This window comes from Nonomuraea basaltis, assembly GCF_005893125.1.
Taxonomy (GTDB): Bacteria; Actinomycetota; Actinomycetes; order Streptosporangiales; family Streptosporangiaceae; genus Nonomuraea; species Nonomuraea basaltis.
Map to the genome: position 1 here is coordinate 1 of NZ_VCJS01000048.1, position 20,267 is coordinate 20,267.

Below are 20,267 nucleotides of genomic sequence, written 5' to 3' on the forward strand. Positions count from 1 at the left end.
TGGCAGAACGGCCGTTCTCACGCGCAACGCGTTACGCGATCGCTACCACCCTCCATGCAGCCCCGGCCTCACTCGCGCCTGGAAGTCGCACTCCGTGACCGCTCCCCGGCAAATGCACCAGACCCACTTATCGCCGAAAGTCACATGCGCGACTATTGGCGACGGCGAGGCAGGAGCTTTGCAGCAGGGCCGTCTACTTCACTAGGAAGGGCCCTCCTAATGGAGTATTCTCATCGACATGACCGACGGCCTTCCTCCGCACCTGCGCCAGCTCGCCGAGGTCGCGGCGATAGTAGCCGCCGCAGGTGCCACGGCTGACTGGCTGTACCACCTCAAGGGCGACATGTGTGCGCTGCGCGTGATAAAGGATGGCATCATCTCGGTTCCCGTTATGATCCCTGCCGACCCGGATCGCGATCCGGAGCTCTTTCGTGAAGCCCTTAAGCGCCTGGAGGCGGTCACAGAAAGGATGGGCCGATGAGTAAGGCGATCACCTATGTCATCACTTACGAGAACGGGCGGTGGGTGTCGCGTTGTCCCACCGGGGAGATCGAGGGTGTCGGCGTGGCCGGATCCTTGTCGCAACTGGAGCGTGACCTGGCGGAGATCCACGTCTGGGCTTGGCCGGAGAACACCCCTGGCGTGGAGGTCATCTTCGACCTGCCCGTGGACGTGGCCGATGTGGTAACCGAATATCGCCGCGAAAAGGAACTGGCCGAGGCTCACGCCAAGCGCGCCGCAGAGCTGGCCGTCAAGGCTGCAAAAGTTCTCACGAGCCACTGGTCGGAGCCGGACACCGCACGTGTCATGGGCCTGTCCAAGCAGCGCGTCCACCAGTTGAAGGTCAGCGCTTGACGGTGGTCACGGCGCGCGACACCTTTGGCGCCGTCGCTGAGGCCAGTGCCGATCCACGCAGACGCGGGGTGGGGCGAGCAGTGAACATCGCGAGATTCTTGCGGTCCTGCGCGATCCGGGCGGAGAGCCCCTGGGAGTCCAGGACGACGGTTTCGACGTGCTCGATCACGCCGCGCTCGCCGGACCGCCGGGGTCCGCCGTCCCGAAGAGCCTGGCGCCCGTCCGGCGGGGCGAAGTGCCATGCCATGGAGTAGACGTCGGTGCTGGCGAGTTTGTGGATGCGCAGGCGTACCGGCCAGGGCACGTGGCCGGCGTGGGCTCCCTGGGCGAGGGCGGGCAAGAAGTGCTTGCAGACCGCTTCTTTGAATGGCGCGTAATGCTCTGAAGGCAGCCGTGAGAGATCCTGCAGAAACGAGTCGGACCGCTCGTACTTCAAGCGGACGTCCCCCCGCGAATGGCGTCGCTCCCGGCGAAGAGGTCATCCATGCTGTCGAAGCGTCGGCTCCGGCCGTCTCGAAAATCCGCGTCGGCCTCGGCTTCGGCTGCCTGCCAGCCGGGCGCCCAGTACCAGGCGTCGTCGGCGGAAACTATGGCGGCCACTCCGCGGCTGTGATCGGTCAGGTAGGGGATCGCGCCATCGCTCGGAGGCGCCACTGATTACCTCGGGCAGGTGGCCGTCGGTGTAGGTCAGGGCATATCCGGGGGGACACACTGCATAGTGTAGCCACTCGATTGCTGAATGTATGCGGTTGGTCGGCCTTTCTCACCTCCTCCACGCTGTGATTGTTAGTCGTGCAGAAACGGTCACATCTCGCACAAGTGAGAAGGGGATCGATCAGGGCGAAGCAGGACACGGCGGGAGGACGTGCGGATCGCGGCCCGCCGCGCGGCATCGCCACCCAGCCGGCGATCGCTCCGGTCTGTCGCTGGCCCGAACCCCGGCGTGAAGCGTACGCTCGGCACGTTCCCCGAGGAGAATTCCGAGTTCCGGCACGTTCCCCCGAGGAGGGTCGCATGACCGTACGCGTGGAGCGCCAGGGCCTCGTCACCACCGTGGTGATCAGCAGGCCGGAGATGCGCAACGCCGTCGATCGCAAGACCGCCGACGCGCTGGCGGACGCGTTCCGTGACTTCGAGGACTCCGACGCCGACGTGGCGGTGCTGTGGGGCGAGGGCGGCACGTTCTGCGCCGGTGCCGACCTCAAGGCGCTCGACAACCACGTCGGCGAGGAGGGCGACGGGCCGATGGGCCCGACCAGGATGCGCCTGGCCAAGCCGGTCATCGCCGCCGTCGCCGGGCACGCCGTCGCGGGCGGGCTGGAGCTCGCCCTCTGGTGCGACCTGCGGGTGGCCGAGGAGGACGCGGTGTTCGGGGTGTTCTGCCGCCGGTGGGGCGTGCCACTGATCGACGGCGGCACGGTACGGCTGCCCCGGCTCATCGGGGAGTCCAGGGCCATGGACATGATCCTCACCGGGCGGCCGGTGGGCGGGCCGGAGGCGTACGGGATGGGGCTGGCCAACCGGCTCGTCCCCACCGGGACGGCGCGGCGGCACGCCGAGGAGCTGGCCAGGGAGATCGCCCGCTTCCCGCAGACCTGCCTGCGCGGCGACCGATTGTCCGCGCTGGAACAGGACGGACTCGACGAGGAGGAGGCGATGCGCAACGAGCTGCGGCACGGGCTGGTGTCGCTGCCCGACGCCGTCGGCGGTGCCGCCAGGTTCGCCGAGGGAGCGGGCCGCCACGGTGACTTCGGCGCGATCTAGGGACTGTTTGGACGAACGATCGAGGAGTCCACGCCCATGTCCCATGTGATGAGTTGACGTACTGGAAAATAGCGCAGCCGCATCAGGAAGGCGCTGGTGTCATCGTACGGCGACAAGTATTCTGATGTCGCCGAACGATGACAAATTTAGGTTTCCATGTACGCGAAAACTCCGATTGAGCTCGGCGCGCTCGTACGCCAGCGGCGCCGCGCGCTTGGCCGGACCCAGCAGGCGGTGGCCGACGAGGTCGGAGTGAGCCGTCAGTGGATCGTCCGGCTTGAGGCCGGCCGGGCCACGCTGGAGCTCGGCCTGGTCATGCGGGCGCTGGGCGTGCTGGGACTCACTATGGAGATCAACGATCCTGCCGCGCCCAGGCGGGCGATGTTCCCCGGCAGTCCCATCGACCTGGATGAGGTCCTCGCCGCCGTACGGAGGAACACCTGATGCCCGGCAGCACGCTGATGGTTTCCCGCCTGCTGCGCCTGCCACGTGCCGCCGGGCGCGGCTGACCGCCGGGGAATGTCAGGGGCGCCGCGTATCGTGACCTCTATGCCTGACATTGAGGTCGCCGGGCGCGAGGTCCACATCACCAGCCCCGACAAGGTGGTCTTCCCACAGGGCGGGCACACCAAGCTCGACCTGATCCGCTTCTACGAGGCCGTGGGCGAGGGGGCGCTGCGGGGCGTACACGGGCGGCCGATGGTGCTCAAGCGGTTCGTGCACGGGATCGAGCAGGAGGCGTTCTTCCAGAAGCGCGCCCCGGCCAAGCGGCCCGATTGGATCGAGGTGGCCGAGCTGAAATACCGGTCGGGGCTCAGCGCCGAGGAGGTGGTGTGCACCGACCTTGCCCAGCTGCTGTGGGTGGTCAACCTCGGGTGCGTCGATCTCAACCCGCATCCGGTCCGCTCCGACGACCTGTCCCGGCCGGACGAGCTGCGCATCGACCTCGACCCGGTGCCGGGCGTCGAGTGGGCGGACGTGCTGAAGACGGCGCAGGTGGCGCGGGAGGTGCTGGCCGACTACGGGCTGGTGGCGTGGCCCAAGACGTCCGGGTCGCGCGGGTTCCACGTCTATGCGCGGATCGAGCGGCGCTGGCCCTTCGCCAAGGTGCGCAAGGCTGCCGAGACGGTGGCGCGGGAGGTCGAGCGGCGGGCGCCCGACCTGGCCACCAGCAAGTGGTGGAAGGAGGAGCGGCACGGCGTGTTCGTGGACTTCAACCAGAACGCCTACGACCGGACCGTGGCGTCCGCCTATTCGGTGCGGGCCGTGCCCGATGCCCGGGTTTCCACGCCGCTGACCTGGGACGAGGTGCCTGGGTGCCGCCCTGAGCTCTTCACGATCGAGACCGTGCCCGGGCGGCTGGCCGAGATCGGCGACCCGTGGGAGGACATGGACCTGCACGCCGGGTCGCTGGACGGGCTGCTGGAGCTGGCCGAGGAGCTCGGGCCGGCGCCGAAGCCGCCCAAGGGGAGCGGGCGACGGCAGCAGACGATGCCGGTCATCGAGATCGCCAAGGCCGAGCACAAGGACGAGGCCATGGCGGGGTTCGAGCGGTGGAAGGCCCGGCATCCCGAGGTCGCGGCCAAGCTGGAGCCCGCCGACGTGCTGGTGGACGGCATGCGCGGGCGCAGCAGCGTCTGGTATCGGATCCGGGTCAATCTGCAGCACGTGCCCGAGGGGGAGCGACCGCCGCAGGAGCCGCTGGAGGTCGACTACGACCCGTGGCGCGGCGCCGGGCCTGCCCCGGGATCGATGGGCTAGCCGCGGGTCGGGCGTTCGTAGCCCTCGTCGCCGCCGTAGACGTGCAGGTCGGGGTCCTGCTCCGGTTGGGTGGCCGGGCTGGTGGGCGAGGCGGTGTGCTCGGAGGCGAAGTCGTCGGAGACGATCGGCGCGGGCGGGGTCAGATATTCCTGCCAGGTGATCTTGCCCTTGGGCGTCGCGTCCGTGGTCAGGTCTCCGGCGCGCTGGGCCGCGTACAGGCGGCCGGGGTAGCGGACGCGCAGACAGGGGCGGCGCTGGTTTCTGGCGCGCAGCCACGCCTTGGCCAGCTCGTCCGTGCCGATCACCTCCGGGCCGCCGAACTCGACGTCCGTGCCCAGCGGCCCGGCGGCGAGCAGGGCGGCCGCCCGCGCGGCGACCTCGCCCGTGTGGACCGGCTGCCAGATGACGGTCGGGTCGACGGGCAGCGCCGGGAGCCCGGCGAAATCGTGCAGCCGCCGGTCGAGCCACTGGTGGAACGGGGTGGCGCGGAGGACCGTCCAGCCCAGTCCGCTCTCGCCGACCAGGCGCTCGGCTTCCAGCTTGTACCTGAGGTAGCCGATGGGCGCGCGGTCCGCGCCGACCACCGAGGTGAGCAGCAGGTGCCCGACCCCGGCCTCGCGGGCGGCGACGATCAGCAGGCGGGTGCCCGGGATGTCCACGGCGCCGCGTCCCCTGCGGCCGCTCGTGGCCAGGTGCGCGACCGCGTCGACGCCGCGCACGGCCTCCGGGAGGCCGTTGCCGGAGCACAGGTCGCCCCACACCCACTCGACGTTGCCGCGGCTCTCCCTCTTGGTACGGCTCAGCGCCCGCACCTGGTGACCCGCCTTGACCAATGCGGGTACCAAGGCGCCGCCCAGCGTCCCCGTGGCTCCCGTAACCAGAATGCGCATACCGGTCCCCTACCCCCGAATCCGGATTGTTGACATGGGCGCGGCGGACCGGGGTAGTGCCGCTCCTATGGCTCGAATCGCATCGGAATCCCTGATCGAACGGCTCGCGGAGTGGGGCGTCGACACTGTCTTCGGCCTGCCGGGCGACGGCATCAACGGCATCATGGAGGGGCTGCGGCGCCACCGCGACCGGGTGCGCTTCGTCCTCGTGCACCATGAGGAGGCCGCGGCGTTCATGGCCACCGGCTACGCCAAGGCCACGGGGCGGATCGGGGTCTGCCTGGCCACCTCGGGGCCCGGCGGGATCCACCTGCTTAACGGGCTCTACGACGCCAAGCTCGACCACGTGCCCGTGCTGGCGATCACGGGGATGCAGGAGACGTCCGTGCTCGGCACCGGCTACCAGCAGGAGGTCCACCTCGACAAGCTCTTCGCCGACGTGGCCGAGTACAACATGATGATCACCAACCCTGCGCAGCTGCCGTCGCTGGTGGACCTGGCCGTCAGGACGGCGTACGCGCGGCGTGGGGTCTCCCATCTCACGCTGCCCAACGACATCCAGGTGGCCGAGGCCGCGGCGGATCCGTACAAACAGGTGGCGCCGGCCCGGGCGCCGCAGACGTCGCCCGTCTACCTTCAGCCGTCCGGGATCCCGCGGCAGGAGGACATCGAGTGGGCGGCTGAGGTGCTCAACCACGCCGAGCGACCGGCCATGCTGGTCGGGCAGGGTGCGCTGAACGCCAGGCAGGAGGTGCTGGCGGTGGCCGAGGCGCTCGGGGCGCCCGTGGTCAAGACGCTGCCCGGCAAGGCGGTCATCCCGGACGACTCCCCGTACACGACCGGCGGGATCGGGCTGCTCGGCACCCGGCCGAGCGAGGAGCTCATGGACGACGCCGACGTGCTGTTCATGGTGGGCACGAACTTCCCGTACTCGAAGTTCCTGCCGGCGCCGGGCAAGGCGCGGGTGGTGCAGTTCGAGGCGGATCCGACCAGGGCGGGGGCGCGGATCGCGACCGACGTGCCGGTGGTGTGCGACGCGAAGGAGGGGCTGGCGGCGCTGCTGCCGCTGCTGAGCCGCCGGGACGGGAGCGCTCATCTGGCGAAATATCAGAACATGATGGCCGAGTGGCGGGCCGACATGGACGCCCTGGAAAACCCGGACCGCGACCCGATCGCGCCGCAGTATCCGGTCTCCATCCTCGACGAGCTCGCGGCCGATGACGCCATCCTGACCTGCGACAGCGGCACCATCGCCACCTGGGCGGCCCGGCACTGGACGATCCGCGGCGGGCGCGAGTTCTACCTGTCGGGGACGCTGGCCACGATGGCGAACGGGCTGCCGTACGCGATCGCGATGCAGCACGCCTTCCCGGAGCGGCAGGTCATCGCGTACGTCGGCGACGGCGGCTTCTCGATGCTCATGGCCGAGTTCCTGACGGCGGTCCAGCACCGGCTGCCGATCAAGGTGATCATCAACAACAACAACTCGCTCGGTCAGATCCTCTGGGAGCAGATGGTGCTCGGCTACCCCGAGCACGGCGTGCGCTACGCCGAGCCCGAGGCCGACTTCTCGGCGTGGGCCCGGTCGTGTGGCGGGTTCGGGGCCAAGGTCAGCAAGTCGGACGACGTGGCCCAGGCGATCGGGCAGGCCCTCGCGCACGACGGCCCGGCGCTGGTGGACGTGGACGTGAACCCGGACGAGCCGCCCATGCCCGGCAAGGTCTCCTACGACCAGGCCAAGAGCTTCGCCCAGGCGTTCCTCAAGGGGCAGCCGCGCCGGGCGGCCATCGCCACCACGCTGTTCAAGGACCGGATCCAGAAGATGGGGGACTAGCGCACGCCCGCGCGATCTGGTCCGCCACGGCCAGCAGCGGCTCCACCAGCCGGGGCAGCTCGCGGGCCCGGCGCGAGGACACCACGATGCCCAGGGCAGCCATGGCCCGCCCGTCCACCAGGATCGGCGCGGCCGCCGAGCACGAGCCCAGCGTCATCTCCTCGTAGGTCAGGGCGTATCCCTGGGTGCGGACCGCCGCCAGCTCCCTGGCCAGCCGGCCGGGCTCGATGATCGTGTGCGGGGTGGGGCGTTCGAGCTTGCGAGCCAGGTAGGACTTGACGAACCAGTCCGGCTCGTACGCCAGCAGCGCCTTGCCCACGCCCGTCGGGTGCATCGGCAGCCGGCCGCCGGTCCTGGAGACGATGGGCACGGCGCGGCGGCCGTACACCTTGTCCACGTACAGCACCTCGAGCCCGTCGCGGACCGCCAGGTGGACGTTCTCGCCCGTGGTCACGAACAGCTCCTGCAGCCACGGACGCGCCACGCCCAGCAGCCTGCCGGGGGCGAGCTGGCCCAGCTCCCACAGCCGCAGCCCCACCCGCAGCCGCCCGTCGGGGTCGCGGCTCAGCGCCTGCCACTCCTCCAGCTCGGCGACCAGCCGGTGCGCCGTGCTCAGCGGCACCCCGCTGCGCCGGGCCAGGTCGGTCAGCGTGAGCTGCGGGTGGGCGGCGTCGAACGCGCCGAGGATGGCCAGCACCTTGGACGTCACGGTGCGGCCGGATTCGCGGGACCCGCCTGCCATGCCCGCAATCCTGCACCTGTTTTCCACTCAGCGGAAGAGCTTCCTCGGCTAAACCCTGTTCGAGGCAGCATGCTTCCGTCATGCGAACTCAGGTCGGGATCATCGGCGCGGGCCCAGCGGGCCTGCTGCTGTCACATCTGCTCCACTTGCGCGGCATCTCCTCCGTGGTGCTGGAGAAGCGCAGCCGCGACTACGTCGAGCGGCGGGTGCGGGCCGGCGTGCTGGAACAGGGCACGGTCGAAACGCTGGTCGAGGCGGGCGTCGGGGAGCGGATGCGGCGCGAGGGCCTGCCGCACCACGGCATCGAGCTCAGGTACGGCGGCGCCGGCCACCGCATCCCGTTCGAGAAGCTCGTCCCCGGCCGGTCCATCACCGTGTACGGGCAGCAGGAGGTGGTCAAGGACCTGATCGCGGCCAGGCTCGCGGCCGGCGGCGACGTGCGGTTCGACGTCGAGGACGTGGCCGTGCACTCGCTGGAGTCCGAGCCGTACGTCACGTTCGGCGGGGAGCGGCTCGACTGCGACGTCATCGCGGGCTGCGACGGCTTCCACGGCGTGTCCAGGCCGGCCATCCCCGAGGGCGTCCTGACCGTTTTCGAGCGCGAATATCCCTTCGCCTGGCTCGGCATCCTGGCCGATGTCGAGCCGTCGTCGGAGGAGCTGATCTACACCAGGACCGATCGCGGCTTCGCGCTGCACAGCATGCGCTCACCCACTGTCAGCCGCTTCTACCTGCAGGTCCCGGCCGACACGCGGGTGGAGGAGTGGCCCGACGACCGGATCTGGGACGAGCTGCGGGCCCGGCTGGAGAGCGTGCCCGGCTTCACGCTGACCACCGGCGAGATCACGGAGAAGGGCGTCACGCCGATGCGGTCCTTCGTGGTCGAGCCCATGCAGTACGGGCGGCTCTACCTGGCCGGGGACGCCGCCCACATCGTGCCGCCCACCGGCGCCAAGGGGCTCAACCTGGCCGTGGCCGACGTCCGCGTCCTGACCGAGGCGCTGGCCGCGTACTTCGAGGGAGGGTCGACGGAGCTGCTGGACGGGTACTCCGAGGCGTGCCTGAAGCGGGTGTGGCGGGCGCAGCACTTCTCGTGGTGGATGACGATGCTGCTGCACACGTTCGAGGACGACGACGCGTACGGGCGGAAGCTCCAGCTGTCCTACCTCGACTACGTCACCTCGTCGGAGGCGGCCGCCACGACGCTGGCGGAGAACTACGTGGGGCTGCCGTACGCCACCTGACCTTGGAAAATGCTTTAAGGTTGGCTGGTGGTCTTCGAGGATGGATGGGCGGCTTCGCCCCTGAGGTGGTTGATGAGCGCGCTGGGCGACGACCAGCTCGCCAGGATGGACGGCGACCCCGGGCTGGTGGCCGCCGTAGACCAGCACGCGGCGGTGCTGCGCGACGCGATCCCGCTGGATCGCGAGACCCTGGGCGACTACCTGCTGGGTTTTCTCGACGAGTTGCGCTACCGCGGTTGGATCTTCAACGGCGAGCCGGACGCGGCCGCGCTGCGGCTGACGGCGGTGTGCTGGCTGGCCCGCGAACTGGGCTACCTGAGCGACGGCCTACCCGCCTGACGGCGGTGTGCTGGCCGGCCCGCGCACAGGGCTGCCCGGGCGACGGCCTGACTTGCTGCCTCGCCCCGGGCCGTCGGCGAGTCGCCGCCTGACCCGCTGACGATCGGCACGCGGGCTCGGCGCGCCGGCCGGGCCTACCGGCCGAGAGGCCGCGTCGGCCCTGCCGACCGCGCCGGCCGAACGGACCTTGCCGGACGGAGATGTCCCGCGTGGCGGACCTGTTCGTGCCAGGGTCCGAGCGGGAGCGGGTGGCTCACTCCGGCGGCATCTCCGACCTGGGTGGCATCTCCGACCGGGGAGGCATCTCCGACCTGGGCGGCGGGCCGCCCTGGGGCGTGGTGCGGACGGGCGTCGTCTGGTCGGTCATCGCCGCGGCGTCCTCGCGCCCCCGCTGGTACGCCTCCGCATGCGCCCTGGCCTGCGGTGCCTCCTCCTCGATGCGGCCCAGCCAGCGGTCCCAGCGCTGCTGCATCGGCCTTATGAGCCCGCCGCCGATCCCGATGGCGGCGATCGCGCCGGCGGTGGCCAGCACAGTGATCAGCACCGGAGTCGTGACGGTGGTCGCCACGCCGATCTGGTTGAGCGCGGCGATGATGCCCAATGCCCAGATGAAGACCGCCGCGGCGGTCGCCACCCAGCGGCCGTACGACAGCCCGCCCAGCGCGCCGCGAAGGATGTCGCTGACGCCCTTGGCAATGGCGCCGGCCACCACGATGATCACGACGGCGACCGCGGCCATGGGAAGCCACGCCACCACGCCGGTCAGCAGCGCCGAGATCGGGTTCGGCCCGAAGACGCTGAAGGCTATCTGCAGGGTGATCAGGATGATCGCGTAGAAGACGAGCCTGGCCAGCAGGCCGCTGGCGTCGTACTTGCTCCGATCCAGCCAGCGGCGCACGCCGCTGCGCTCCACTGCGCGGTCGAACCCGACCCGTTCGAGGATCTTGTCGACGAGCTTCTGCAGCAACTTGGCCACGATCCATCCGATGATGAGAATCACCAGGAACGCGACCAGCCTGGGAACGAACGTCGCTATCATCCGCCAGGCGTCCTGGATGCCTTGGCCTAGGTTGATTTCCACGGTTTCCTCCTCCGAGGAGTGAATGCAACGGCGCTACCCGTACCGAATGGGTATATGCACGCAGCGCCACCCAAAGTTCGCACTCGGCGACATTTTGCAGAGCGGCTAGGGTGGCTGCCGTGCATCGCAGCCGCGTCTACGCCCTCCTGATCGACACACCCGCGGACGAGGCCGCCCAGGCGGCGCTCTTCCGGGCGGCGGCGCGTCCTGCGCGCTCCGGGCGGGCACCTGGTGTGCGTGGTGCCCGTGGCGAGCGATCGGAAGGCGTTCGAGGCCGCGGCCGGCACCTGGCCGTGACCTGATGGCTCATCGGATCGCGGCCGTCTCCCTGACCCACGGCAGCAGCAGGCGCTCGGCCAGCACCAGCGCGTAGAACAGCCCGATGCTCATGACTCCGAGCAGCCCGATGGCCGCGAACGCCAGCGCCGTGTCCGCGCTGCCCCCGGCCTGTACGATCACGAACCCGAGCCCGGCATCCCCCGCGCTGAACTCCCCGATCACCGCGCCGATCGACGCCAGCGGCATGGCGACCTTCAACCCCACGAAGATCTGTGGCAGGGCGCCGGGAAACCGGATCTTGACGAACGTCTGCCACCGGGGCGTGTCCAGTGATCTCGCCAGCTCCACGAGCTCCGGTGGCGTGGAGGTCAGCCCGCTCGCCACCGACAGCACGACGGGGAAGAAGCACACCAGCAACGCCATGACGACCTTGGGCTGCTGCCCGAAACCCATCCACACGACCAGCAGCGGCGCCAGGGCCACCTTGGGGACCGCGTTGAAGGCCACCAGCAGCGGATAGAACATGAGCTCCACGACCCGCCAGGCCGCGATCGCCATGCCGATCACCAGCCCGCAGCACACTGAGAGGGCGAAGCCCACCACGGTCTCACCCAGCGTGATGGACGCCTGCTCCAGCAGGTAGCCGGGGATCCGCAGGAAGGCCGCGACCACGTCCGCCGGCGAGGGCAGGATGATCTCCGGGATCGCGAACGCCGACACCACCAGCGCCCACCCGCCCAGCGCGACGGCCAGGCCCAGCGTGGACCACCCCGCCACGGCCGCCGAGCCCCGGCCCCGCGTCCCTGCGTCCACGGCCGCTCAGCCCTTCGGCGCCAGGCCGGACACGTCCATGGCCGCTCAGCTCTTCGGCGTCAGGTCGAACGACACCACCGACTCCGGCGTCACGTCGTTGGTGAACGCCCCGGCCTCCCGTAGCACGGAGATGGCCCGCGCGACCCGCTCCCGGTCCATGGCTCCGATCGGCGTGCCGCTCCCGGACGCGCGGACGTACGGCGCCATCAGCGTCAACTCCGCGGCGGCCGCGTCCACGTTCTGGGTGGGATGGTGCTTCACCAGCAGCTCCGCCGCCTCGCGCGGATGGTCCGCCGCGTACGCCAGCCCCTTGAGCAGCGCGCCGGTGAACCGCTTGACCAGGTCCGGCTTCTGGGTCGCGAGCGTGGACGTGGTCGACAGGCCCAAGCCGTACAGGTCGGTGATGACGTCGCCGAACGGCAGGACGGTGACCTCCTTGCCCTTGGCGGCGTTCTGCACGGTGGGCCGGCCCACCACGTACTGGCCGATGGCGTCGACCTGGCCCGAGGCAAGGTTGGCGCCCAGCTGGGCGGGCTCCAGGCTGACCATCTTGACCTTCGCCGGGTCCACTCCGGTGAGCTTGGCGTACGTCGGGAACATGGCGGTGATCACCGAGCCCGGCGCGTCCCCGAAGGTCTTGCCCTCGAGATCTCCGGGCTTGCTGATGCCGCTGCCGGCGAGCGTCATGATCGCGGCCAGCGTCTGCTGGTGGATCGCCGCCACCGTGGTGACGCCGGCAGTCTTGCCGCCGGCCGCGCTGATCAGCGTGTACGTGAAGTCGATGGGCGCGAAGTGGGCCCGGTTGCCGGCGAGCGCGGCCAGGTTCTTGCCGCTGCCCTGGCCGGGCTGCACGGCGACCGAGATCCCGGCCTCGCGGAAGTAGCCCTTCTCCTGGGCGACGTAGACGTACGCCTCACGGCCGAAGGTGCCGAACGCGGTCAGGTACGTGACCTGGTCGGCCTCCGCCCGGGCCTCCGGCGGCTCCTGGGCACCCGAACCGCAGCCGGCGGGGAGGGCGATCGTCAGGGCGAGGGCCATGACCGTGATGGTGCGAGGCAGTCTCCTCATGACACCGATCATGACTGCCGGATGATAACGGTCAATAGCCATCCTGACGGATCCCGTGGTTCTCTCTTACGATCGAGGCCAGGGAGGTCGCCAGGTGATCCGGCTGCGTGGGGTGTCCCAGGTGTTCGGCGGGCGCCGGGGAGCGGTGGAGGCGCTGCGCGACGTCGATCTCGACGTGGCCGAGCGGGAGTTCGTGGCGGTCGTGGGGCGTTCGGGCTGCGGGAAGTCCACTCTGCTGCGGCTGATTGCGGGGCTGCTGAGGTGCTCGTCGGGGGAGGTCAGCGTCGGGGGAGACCCGGTGACCAAGCCGCGGCGCGACGTCGCGATCATGTTCCAGCGACCGGCCCTGCTGCCCTGGCGCACCGTGCTCGACAACGTGCTGCTGCCGGTCGAGGTGTTCGGCTGGCCCCGCGCCGAGCACCGCGCCCGCGCTTCCGAGCTGCTGGAGCTGGTCGGCCTGGAGGGATTCCACCGGCGCCTGCCGCACGAGCTGTCGGGCGGGATGCAGCAGCGGGTGGCCCTGTGCCGGGCGCTGATCCAGCGGCCGCGCGTGATGCTGATGGACGAGCCGTTCTCCGCCCTCGACGCGCTGACCCGCGAGGAGCTGTCGGTCGAGCTCCAGCACATCCACATGGAGCATGCGGCCACGGTCGTGCTCGTCACCCACTCGATCGAGGAGGCGGTGCTGCTTGCCGACCGGGTCGTGGTGCTCACCCCGCGCCCGGGGCGGATCCTCACCGTCGTGGACGTCGGCATTCCCCGGCCGCGCACGCTCGGGCGGGGCGCGCACCGGGCGGACCTGGCCCGCTGCTCGGCCGAGCTGCACGAGGTGCTCGGCACCGGCTCTCACCGGTAGGCATCCCCGGAGTCGACCTGAGCTCCTTCTCGTGAGCCGGCTGAAGTGTCCTATCAATTGCCGCCCTCCTTTCGCGCCGAGAAGGCGCAATAGGCCGCGATTCCTTGCCGCATTTTCGGACTGCCTGAATTCGGCCATACGGAGCGAAATGGCGAGCGCTGGTTCCCGAACGTGTGTTTCTGTCTCCGTTGCCGCTCGATAAGGTGAAGCCCTGCCATTCCGTATGCGAAAGGGCGACGATGATCGAGACATTGTTCGATCAGGACTATTTGCGTGACCCGCATCCAGTCTTCGCACGACTCCGCGCAGAACGGCCCGTCTTCCGCACCGCCACCCCGCAAGGCGTACGGGTCTGGGTGGTGAGCCGCTACGAGGACGTCAAGGCGGCATGCACCGATCCGCGCCTCAGCAAGGACTTCACGAACAATCCGCATCTGATCAAGGCGAACGAGCTGGAGGGCGGCGACAGCAGCGGCTACGAAGCCGTGGTGCCGCACAACATGCTCTTCGTCGACCCACCCGACCACGCACGGCTACGCCGGCTCGTGGGAAAGGTGTTCACCTCCGGCCGCGTCCAGGCACTGCGTCCCCGCATCGAGCACATCAGCTCCGGTCTCCTCGACAAGGTGGGAGCGGAGTTCGACCTGCTGCGCGACTACGCCACGCCCCTGCCCGCCATGGTGATCGGCGAGCTGCTCGGCATCCCGGAGAACGACTGGCCGCAACTCATCAAATGGTCCAACACCACCATCGAGGGCGCCGTGCTGGACCCCCAGGAGGTCGTACAGGCCGCCACCGATTTCACCGCCTACCTCGCCGAGCTCTGCGAGGCCAGGCGGGCCGAGCCGGCCGGCGACCTGCTCAGCGCCATGGTGCAGGCCCAGGACGAGGCGGGTGCGCTGAGCCGGAGAGAGCTCGTCGACACCGCGTTCCTGCTCACGGTCGCCGGCCACGAGACGACCGTGCACCTGATCTGCAACGGCATGCTCGCGCTCCTGCGCCATCCGGAGCAGTTCGCCAAGCTTCGCGAAGATCCGGGGTCGCTGCCGGCCGCGATCGAGGAGTTCCTGCGCTTCGATGGGCCGGTCAGCACGTCCACCCTCAGGTTCACCACCGAGCCCGTCACCATCGGTGGTGTGGAGATCCCGGAGGGCCAGCTCGTGCTCGTGTCCTTCCTGTCCGCCAACCGGGACGCGGCGCAGTTCGCCGACCCCGATCGCTTCGACGTCACCCGGGCTCCGGGACAGCACGTCGCGTTCGGCCACGGAATCCACTACTGCCTGGGCGCCCCCCTGGCCAGGACCGAAGGCGTGGTCGCCTTCGGCCACTTGCTCCAGCGCTTCCCCGGCCTCCAGCTCGCCGTCCCCGAGGGGCGGCTCACCCGGCGTCCGGGCCTGCTCATGCACGGGCTGACCAGCCTTCCCGTACGGAGCTCCTGAAGATCTTGTGTCCTGGCCCCGTTCTTCCCTGAACGGGGCCAGGGTCCTGATCGTTGGTGCTCCTTCGCCCGGCTTATCTCACCGTCACGAACGCCTTCGCCGCGCTGCGACCGCCCCGCGAGGCAGGGCGTCGGCTGCTCGTCCGCTCGGTCTCCTCGCTCACCCGGTGATCAGCTTCTCGGCTGGGATGATCTGGCGGGGGAGGGTGGGGCTGGACCAGTGGAGCTGGGCGATGGCGTCGTACCCGTTGTCGTAGAACTCCATCCTGATGTCGTGCGCCCCCGCGGTGAGCGCGACCTCGCCGCTGTCGTCGCGCTTGGAGTGGTCCGTCCAGTTGTCGACGACCAGCGAGCCGTCCACCCAGAGCCGGACGCCGTCGTCGCTCGTGGTGATGAAGGTGTACGTTTCCGCCCGATCGGCGATCACCTTCCCCGTCCAGCGCACGCTGAAGGTGTCGGGGGACACCGCCGGGTCCGGTGCGTTCGCGCCCCAGTCGAAGTTCACGCCGGGGTCGACCCGGGTGAGCTTGGGAGCGGTCAGATCGGCGTTGTCGAAGTAGGTCGCGGACAGGCCCTGCTGGTCGATCACCAGGGTGGTGGCCGAGCCGGGCGGGAGGGTGACGGTGGCGGTGCCGTTCGCGACGGCGGCGGTGCCGGCGCGGTGCGGGGCCCACTCCGTGGCGGTGCTCTGCCAGATCGCGGCCGTGCCCGCGGTCAGGCCGGTGAAGGCGAGGGTGGTGTCGAGCGGCTCGGCACCCACGTTGACGAGAACGACGTTCTTGACCGCGTCTGAGGCGAACACGTGCAGCCGGTCGTCGTCGGCCGTCGCCTCCACCATGGTGCTGCCGAACGGCCTGAACAGGCCTTCGCCGGTGAACATGCCGATCCCGTGATAGATGGGCAGCGGTTCGCTGCGCGGCACGCCGCCTTCGCCCTTTTCGCTGGTCAGGCCGAGCTGGCCGTTCTTGTCGCCGTACTGGTAGGCGGCGGCTCCCGCGTGCAGCATCTGGCCGAGCGCCGCCGCGCTCCAGATGGTGTTGAAATGGGTCAGCGTACGGTGGCCGTCGGTGTCCCGGTGGTCGGAGTTGAACTCCCCGATCTGAATGTCGATCTTCCGGCCCAGCACGGACTCGGCGAGGGCGCCGACCTCCTTCAGGTCGGTCTCGTAGCCGCGGACGACGTCGCCGAGCAGGTACTCGTCGGTGACCTCCTCATCGCCGTTGCCGTAGTCGTGGTAGTCGAGGAAGTCGACCCGATCGCGCGAGCCCTCCAGGAACGTCTTGATGTAGGGAAGGTCGTTCCAGGCCGTGGCGGGGCCGCCGGCCTTCACCGCCGCGTCCTTCGCGCGGAGAGCGTCGGTGATCAGGTTGAACCGCCTGCTGTACTCCGATGCCGACATTTCCGGCTTCTCCGGCGTGCAGGTGCAGTTGAGCTCGTTGCCGAGGATGAACCGCCGTACCGGCTCACCTGTGGCGGCGAAGTGCTCGTAGAGGGCCACCGCGTCGTCGCGGTTCACCTCGGCGGTCTGGCGGGCGTCCACCTGGAGGATGACGACCGGTTCGGCGCCCAGGTCGCGGATGGCCGCGATCCAGGCGTCGCCCGAGACGGTCGTGTCGCACTTGTAGCCGCCGCAGATGATCGGGCCGGCATGGTTTCCCGGCTCCTGGTAGTGCAGCTCTATGCGGATCCGGCCCGCCTTCAGGTTGCGCAGGTGCTCGCGGTGCCGAGGGTCGTTGGTGATGTACGAGCCCTCGCCGTACCCCGTGATGCCGATGCCGTAGTCGGCGGGGGACAGCGTGCGAATCGTCCGGGTGAAGTCCACCGAGACGGTCGTGGCCGCGGCAGCCCGCGCCGGTGCGCCGGTCGGCCAGAGCGCCACGGTGGCGGCCAGACCGGCCGCGAGAGCGGCATGGAGCGCGCGACGCGCTAATAAAGTCATCCTTCTCCTGTCACAGGGTTCAAGATCCAAGGGATCATGACATGACCGCATGACAACGGAGTGAACTGCCATCCGACCGGCGATGCCAAACCCACTTCCTCACCCCGCCGGAGGGACTGCTCGGGACTCGCCGACGGCGCGCGGCCTCCACCTCGGATCCGACCTCTGCCGGCACCCTGTCCGGGCTGTCCCGCAGCAGCCCTTCGGTGGAGCAGACGAGCGGCTCGGCGTTGTTGCGGGTCTCGGCGGCCTCGCGCCTGCGGCGGTCGTGTCCCTCTGGGTCACCTCGATTACCTGAGGGGACCGTGGTCCGCGCGAGCCCGGGACGTCGAGGCGAATATTTGGTACAGGGTTTACCCTGGAGTGGATGACGAGGTGCCCCGGCGTGTGCTGGTGTTTGGGTGATGGACGCACTCCGGTTTTGACCTTCGATCCGTCGTGGAGATGGCTATGGATCGGCTGGACGTCAACGTGGAGATCGCGGACGGGCGTGCCGTGGTGCGGGCGCGCGGCGAGATCGATCTGGAGACCGCCGGGCTGCTCGGGAGCGTGCTGGAGAACATTTCCCGCCGCTGCGATGGTCGCCGGGTCGAGGTAGACCTTGGACAGGTGCCGTTCATGGACTGTTCCGGGCTGCGCGAGCTGATCAGAGCCAACCGGTGCCTTCGGCGCCAGGGCGAGACGCTCACGCTCGTCAACTGCTCACGCCAGGTTGATCGGCTGCTGGAGATCGCCGGGCTCGACCACCGACTCGGCGCGCCCCGCAGGGCCTCCCCGCCTCAGTGCTCGCCGTTTGTCCGTGGTGGCGCTCTGGCCGGATCCTCCTCCTCGCTGCCGTCCGGGGCGTGATCCTCAGGTTCGCCGAAGAGGGCGGCTTCGATCTCCGCCATGCCCAGGAGCAGCACCATGGCCGCAATCGGGATCGCCAAGAGAGCCACGAACGCCATGGTCAGCACTCGCCTCACCCCTCCATGCCGAGACGTTCGCACCGATTGCCCTACCCACATAAAGGTGAGATTTCCGGCATAACGGTAGATATCTCTCCATGGCTGGAGACTCCCGGGACCCGTCATCGCTTGGTCACCGATGGGGTCCCGTGTCCGGTCGATCGCGCGCCGGGTGGCGCCGCTGACTTCGTGCTCGACGTTCAGTTACGGTGATGCGGCCGCGCGGCGGAACGTGTCATGGAGGAGGGGCACCGCGCGGTTCGGGCCCTCTGGCCGTCAGGCGGACGGGCTGGGGAAGCTCTCGGGTGTGGTCAGTCCCGTGCTTTCCAGGAGACGCTGGTGGTTGAGCACCGCGGCGTTGGCCTGCTCGGAGAAGCGCCGGACCAAGGTGTTCTGCGTGCTGCCGCGGACGGTGCCGATCAGGACGAAGACCTTGCCGTGGGCCAGACGCAGCCATTTGACGTACGTGGCGTCGTAGGCGGACCCGGACTTGCTGGAGATGTCGCTCATCCAGAACTCCTGCTCGTCGGTGGGTTTCACCGGCAGCTTGACCTTCAATTTTGCGGCCAGGTCGCGGACCTGCTTGTCGAGCGTGTGGTGCTGTTGCGCGATCTCCTCGCTGATCTCGCGGACCTTGGCGTTGCTGGCCCGCTGCATCGCGTCCTGGGCTATGGGCATCTCCCACAGGCTGGCGAGCCGGACTCCGTTGATGAGCTTGCGGTCGGTCTCCGACAGCGGCCCCCACTTGGTCTGCCAGGTGCCCGACTCGGGTTCCTGCTCCGGCTCGGGCTGCGCCGAAGCGGAGTCGCTGGGCTCGATGTCGACGGTGGCCGGCACGGTGCTGACGTCGGCCACCTCGGTGCTGGGCGGTGCCGAGTAAGGGGCACAGGCGGCGAGTGAGAGGAGCGCGGCAATGCCGCAGACGATGTGAACGCGACGGCCCTGGCGGAATCGCATATGCCGTCATCCCTTCTGGATCCTTGGGTGCGGCCTCGATGAGAGTGGCGACGGTCAGTAAGGGGTACGCGGCGGAGCCAGGGGGCGTTCATAGCAGTGTGCAAGATTTGCAGTGCGCAAGTGTGACGGAGACCCACCCTCGGTCAGTGTGCAGGGGGAGGCCCGGACAGCCCGCTCAGGCAACGCCCGCCACGTAGACGTCGCCATCGGCCACGGTGACCTCCCGCGCACTGGACGCTCCCGTGGCCAGAATCCTGGCCGGGTCACGGAAGCCGGTGATGAGCTCGATTCGCTGGACTGGTTTGGGGATGGGGATCACGGTCTCGGCCTCCCACCGCCGGCCATGCTCGAGCCGATGGGTCGCGATACCGGGCTGGCCGTCGACCGTGGTGTAGACCCGCCATGTGTGCGGCCCGATCGGCTCCATCTCCCGGGTCCGCAGCCCGGTGGCCACCTGGCTGGTCTGCCAGCCACGTGGGGTCCACACCGAGGAGAAATCGTGGAATCCCAGGGACGCGTCCCTGGTGAACCAGACCACGAACGGCCGTCCGTTCTCCAGCCAGCCGACCAGCTGAATATAGTCGGGCGAGACGACGTCGCCCGGGCGCTCGAGCGGCGTGACCGCCACCTTGCAGGGGCCCTCCATCTCGTCGTTGGCGAGTTGCGGCCCCAGGTCGGTCCCGTCGGCGGCGTGGAAGGTCAGCGCGTTCGGGTCGAACCAGGCGTAGTGGATGTCCTTGTGGTAGTAGTCGTGCCTGTGCTGCGTCGGACCGCCCCCGGCCAGCGTCCACACCAGGTGCACGCGCTCGGGCCGTCGCTGATACCTCAGCTGCCCGACGTAGATCTCGTTGAGGTTGTCCGGCCTGTCGGTCGAGCCGAGAGCGTACGGCAGGCCGGTGAGCTGCTTGGAGCTCTGCCACGTGACCCCGTGGTCGGTGGACCTGATGTACAGCATCGGCCGGGTGTCCGTCGGCGTGCTCGGCACCAGGGTCCTGGTGGTCTCGCGGAAGAACACGAAGAGGTGCCCGTTGGCCGCCTTGAACGGCATCGGATAGCTGGCCGCCGCCCCTTCCGCGACCACTTGGACGTTCCACGCGCCGTCGATCGCGTGCGGCCGCGGCGACCTGGCGACCACGGTCTCGCCGTTGTGCATCCCGACGACCACCACGAGATGCCCGTCGTCCGCCTGCAGCATGGTCGGGTAGTTGTGGGAGTCGCCGCGCCCATCGATGATCTTCAGCGGTGCCGACCACGTTCCGTCCCGGAACGCCTGCACGTAGCTGTCCTCGTTCATCCCGCCCCACGAGATGAACGTCGCCCCGGTTCGCCGATCACGTACGCCACCCGCGACCGGTCGCCTGTCGGTCCTCGCCGCCACGCCGGTCGCGGCAGTCATCACTTGGTAGTTCACGGCCTGCGCCGATGCCCGTCCCGGTAAGCCGGCCACCAGTGCGCCCCCC

The 20,267-nt window shown here is 69.4% G+C and carries 21 protein-coding genes; 12 read left to right on the forward strand and 9 right to left on the reverse strand.

The genetic code is table 11. From position 1 onward, the window contains the following. Window positions 1-238 precede the first annotated feature (238 nt). Window positions 239-481, forward strand: a complete 243-nt coding sequence (locus tag EJK15_RS23140) for a hypothetical protein (protein WP_138712557.1) — start codon at window positions 239-241, stop codon at window positions 479-481. Beyond that, entirely contained in the window at window positions 478-855 is a 378-nt protein-coding gene (locus EJK15_RS23145) for a hypothetical protein (RefSeq protein ID WP_138712558.1), read from the forward strand. The genes EJK15_RS23140 and EJK15_RS23145 overlap by 4 nt, the downstream gene beginning before the upstream one ends. On the opposite strand, the gene EJK15_RS72920 is transcribed toward EJK15_RS23145, so the two are convergent. Continuing rightward, window positions 845-1,291, reverse strand: coding sequence for a hypothetical protein (locus EJK15_RS72920; RefSeq protein ID WP_206061055.1), 447 nt, complete (start codon window positions 1,289-1,291; stop codon window positions 845-847). The two genes, EJK15_RS23145 and EJK15_RS72920, sit on opposite strands and share 11 nt — an antisense overlap. A 578-nt stretch (window positions 1,292-1,869) precedes the next feature. Between EJK15_RS72920 and EJK15_RS23155 the strand changes: the two genes are divergently transcribed. The 3 genes from EJK15_RS23155 (at window position 1,870) to ligD (ending at window position 4,380) form a co-directional block, all read left to right on the forward strand. After that, window positions 1,870-2,619 carry a crotonase/enoyl-CoA hydratase family protein gene (locus tag EJK15_RS23155; RefSeq protein ID WP_138712559.1) on the forward strand — a complete coding sequence of 250 codons (750 nt, stop codon included), beginning with the start codon at window positions 1,870-1,872 and terminating at the stop codon, window positions 2,617-2,619. A gap of 156 nt (window positions 2,620-2,775) precedes the next feature. Beyond that, complete coding sequence (locus EJK15_RS23160) at window positions 2,776-3,063, forward strand: helix-turn-helix domain-containing protein (protein WP_138712560.1); 288 nt, start codon at window positions 2,776-2,778, stop codon at window positions 3,061-3,063. A 105-nt stretch (window positions 3,064-3,168) separates the two neighbouring features. After that, the gene (gene ligD / locus EJK15_RS23165; RefSeq protein ID WP_138712561.1) at window positions 3,169-4,380 is read left to right on the forward strand and encodes a non-homologous end-joining DNA ligase; all 1,212 of its coding nucleotides are present in this window, start codon (window positions 3,169-3,171) and stop codon (window positions 4,378-4,380) included. On the opposite strand, the gene EJK15_RS23170 is transcribed toward ligD, so the two are convergent. After that, complete coding sequence (locus EJK15_RS23170) at window positions 4,377-5,270, reverse strand: SDR family oxidoreductase (RefSeq protein ID WP_138712562.1); 894 nt, start codon at window positions 5,268-5,270, stop codon at window positions 4,377-4,379. The two genes, ligD and EJK15_RS23170, sit on opposite strands and share 4 nt — an antisense overlap. A gap of 67 nt (window positions 5,271-5,337) precedes the next feature. Here EJK15_RS23170 and EJK15_RS23175 point away from each other — a divergent pair, with 67 nt between their 5' ends. After that, window positions 5,338-7,104, forward strand: coding sequence for a thiamine pyrophosphate-dependent enzyme (locus EJK15_RS23175; protein ID WP_138712563.1), 1,767 nt, complete (start codon window positions 5,338-5,340; stop codon window positions 7,102-7,104). On the opposite strand, the gene EJK15_RS23180 is transcribed toward EJK15_RS23175, so the two are convergent. Beyond that, window positions 7,073-7,846 (reverse strand): IclR family transcriptional regulator, encoded by a 774-nt coding sequence (locus EJK15_RS23180; RefSeq protein WP_138712564.1) that lies wholly within the window; start codon window positions 7,844-7,846, stop codon window positions 7,073-7,075. The two genes, EJK15_RS23175 and EJK15_RS23180, sit on opposite strands and share 32 nt — an antisense overlap. Before the next feature lie 80 nt (window positions 7,847-7,926). On the opposite strand from EJK15_RS23180, the gene pobA reads away from it, so the two are divergent. Beyond that, window positions 7,927-9,090, forward strand: coding sequence for a 4-hydroxybenzoate 3-monooxygenase (gene pobA / locus EJK15_RS23185; protein WP_138712565.1), 1,164 nt, complete (start codon window positions 7,927-7,929; stop codon window positions 9,088-9,090). 72 nt (window positions 9,091-9,162) lie between these two features. Continuing rightward, window positions 9,163-9,429, forward strand: coding sequence for a DUF6401 family natural product biosynthesis protein (locus EJK15_RS23190; RefSeq protein WP_138712566.1), 267 nt, complete (start codon window positions 9,163-9,165; stop codon window positions 9,427-9,429). A gap of 253 nt (window positions 9,430-9,682) precedes the next feature. Here the strand turns inward: EJK15_RS23190 and EJK15_RS23195 are convergent, their stop codons facing one another. Then, the gene (locus EJK15_RS23195; RefSeq protein WP_420847083.1) at window positions 9,683-10,504 is read right to left on the reverse strand and encodes a mechanosensitive ion channel family protein; all 822 of its coding nucleotides are present in this window, start codon (window positions 10,502-10,504) and stop codon (window positions 9,683-9,685) included. A gap of 125 nt (window positions 10,505-10,629) precedes the next feature. Between EJK15_RS23195 and EJK15_RS70800 the strand changes: the two genes are divergently transcribed. Beyond that, window positions 10,630-10,812 carry a hypothetical protein gene (locus tag EJK15_RS70800; RefSeq protein ID WP_171074487.1) on the forward strand — a complete coding sequence of 61 codons (183 nt, stop codon included), beginning with the start codon at window positions 10,630-10,632 and terminating at the stop codon, window positions 10,810-10,812. Between the two features lie 4 nt (window positions 10,813-10,816). Here EJK15_RS70800 and EJK15_RS23200 read toward each other — a convergent pair whose 3' ends face one another. Continuing rightward, window positions 10,817-11,602: an ABC transporter permease gene (locus EJK15_RS23200; RefSeq protein ID WP_138712567.1), complete on the reverse strand. Its 786-nt coding sequence runs from the start codon at window positions 11,600-11,602 to the stop codon at window positions 10,817-10,819. Between the two features lie 45 nt (window positions 11,603-11,647). Then, window positions 11,648-12,670: an ABC transporter substrate-binding protein gene (locus EJK15_RS23205; RefSeq protein ID WP_138712568.1), complete on the reverse strand. Its 1,023-nt coding sequence runs from the start codon at window positions 12,668-12,670 to the stop codon at window positions 11,648-11,650. A gap of 94 nt (window positions 12,671-12,764) precedes the next feature. On the opposite strand from EJK15_RS23205, the gene EJK15_RS23210 reads away from it, so the two are divergent. Continuing rightward, the gene (locus tag EJK15_RS23210) at window positions 12,765-13,526 is read left to right on the forward strand and encodes an ABC transporter ATP-binding protein (RefSeq protein WP_138712569.1); all 762 of its coding nucleotides are present in this window, start codon (window positions 12,765-12,767) and stop codon (window positions 13,524-13,526) included. A gap of 239 nt (window positions 13,527-13,765) precedes the next feature. After that, window positions 13,766-14,965, forward strand: a complete 1,200-nt coding sequence (locus EJK15_RS23215) for a cytochrome P450 family protein (protein WP_138712570.1) — start codon at window positions 13,766-13,768, stop codon at window positions 14,963-14,965. Between the two features lie 159 nt (window positions 14,966-15,124). On the opposite strand, the gene EJK15_RS23220 is transcribed toward EJK15_RS23215, so the two are convergent. Continuing rightward, complete coding sequence (locus EJK15_RS23220; RefSeq protein ID WP_171074488.1) at window positions 15,125-16,903, reverse strand: PA14 domain-containing protein; 1,779 nt, start codon at window positions 16,901-16,903, stop codon at window positions 15,125-15,127. 450 nt (window positions 16,904-17,353) lie between these two features. Here EJK15_RS23220 and EJK15_RS23225 point away from each other — a divergent pair, with 450 nt between their 5' ends. After that, window positions 17,354-17,752 (forward strand): STAS domain-containing protein, encoded by a 399-nt coding sequence (locus tag EJK15_RS23225; protein WP_171074489.1) that lies wholly within the window; start codon window positions 17,354-17,356, stop codon window positions 17,750-17,752. A 374-nt stretch (window positions 17,753-18,126) separates the two neighbouring features. On the opposite strand, the gene EJK15_RS23230 is transcribed toward EJK15_RS23225, so the two are convergent. Both EJK15_RS23230 and EJK15_RS23235 read right to left on the reverse strand, forming a co-directional pair. Next, window positions 18,127-18,807 (reverse strand): DUF4142 domain-containing protein, encoded by a 681-nt coding sequence (locus EJK15_RS23230; protein WP_138712573.1) that lies wholly within the window; start codon window positions 18,805-18,807, stop codon window positions 18,127-18,129. 175 nt (window positions 18,808-18,982) lie between these two features. Beyond that, window positions 18,983-20,203: a BNR-4 repeat-containing protein gene (locus EJK15_RS23235; protein WP_206061056.1), complete on the reverse strand. Its 1,221-nt coding sequence runs from the start codon at window positions 20,201-20,203 to the stop codon at window positions 18,983-18,985. Window positions 20,204-20,267: the final 64 nt, after the last annotated feature.

What these genes read in the sequence shown, in the direction of transcription:
- EJK15_RS23140 (WP_138712557.1), top strand. Translation starts at nt 239, where the DNA reads ATGACCGACGGCCTTCCTCCGCACCTGCGCCAGCTCGCCGAGGTCGCG.
- EJK15_RS23145 (WP_138712558.1), top strand. Translation starts at nt 478, where the DNA reads ATGAGTAAGGCGATCACCTATGTCATCACTTACGAGAACGGGCGGTGG.
- EJK15_RS23215 (WP_138712570.1), top strand. Translation starts at nt 13,766, where the DNA reads ATGATCGAGACATTGTTCGATCAGGACTATTTGCGTGACCCGCATCCA.
- EJK15_RS23235 (WP_206061056.1), bottom strand. Translation starts at nt 20,203, where the DNA reads ATGACTGCCGCGACCGGCGTGGCGGCGAGGACCGACAGGCGACCGGTC.
- EJK15_RS23230 (WP_138712573.1), bottom strand. Translation starts at nt 18,807, where the DNA reads ATGCGATTCCGCCAGGGCCGTCGCGTTCACATCGTCTGCGGCATTGCC.
- EJK15_RS23160 (WP_138712560.1), top strand. Translation starts at nt 2,776, where the DNA reads ATGTACGCGAAAACTCCGATTGAGCTCGGCGCGCTCGTACGCCAGCGG.
- pobA (WP_138712565.1), top strand. Translation starts at nt 7,927, where the DNA reads ATGCGAACTCAGGTCGGGATCATCGGCGCGGGCCCAGCGGGCCTGCTG.
- EJK15_RS23170 (WP_138712562.1), bottom strand. Translation starts at nt 5,270, where the DNA reads ATGCGCATTCTGGTTACGGGAGCCACGGGGACGCTGGGCGGCGCCTTG.
- EJK15_RS23180 (WP_138712564.1), bottom strand. Translation starts at nt 7,846, where the DNA reads ATGGCAGGCGGGTCCCGCGAATCCGGCCGCACCGTGACGTCCAAGGTG.
- EJK15_RS23190 (WP_138712566.1), top strand. Translation starts at nt 9,163, where the DNA reads ATGAGCGCGCTGGGCGACGACCAGCTCGCCAGGATGGACGGCGACCCC.
- EJK15_RS23175 (WP_138712563.1), top strand. Translation starts at nt 5,338, where the DNA reads ATGGCTCGAATCGCATCGGAATCCCTGATCGAACGGCTCGCGGAGTGG.
- EJK15_RS23225 (WP_171074489.1), top strand. Translation starts at nt 17,354, where the DNA reads ATGGATCGGCTGGACGTCAACGTGGAGATCGCGGACGGGCGTGCCGTG.
- ligD (WP_138712561.1), top strand. Translation starts at nt 3,169, where the DNA reads ATGCCTGACATTGAGGTCGCCGGGCGCGAGGTCCACATCACCAGCCCC.
- EJK15_RS23155 (WP_138712559.1), top strand. Translation starts at nt 1,870, where the DNA reads ATGACCGTACGCGTGGAGCGCCAGGGCCTCGTCACCACCGTGGTGATC.
- EJK15_RS23205 (WP_138712568.1), bottom strand. Translation starts at nt 12,670, where the DNA reads ATGAGGAGACTGCCTCGCACCATCACGGTCATGGCCCTCGCCCTGACG.
- EJK15_RS23220 (WP_171074488.1), bottom strand. Translation starts at nt 16,903, where the DNA reads ATGACTTTATTAGCGCGTCGCGCGCTCCATGCCGCTCTCGCGGCCGGT.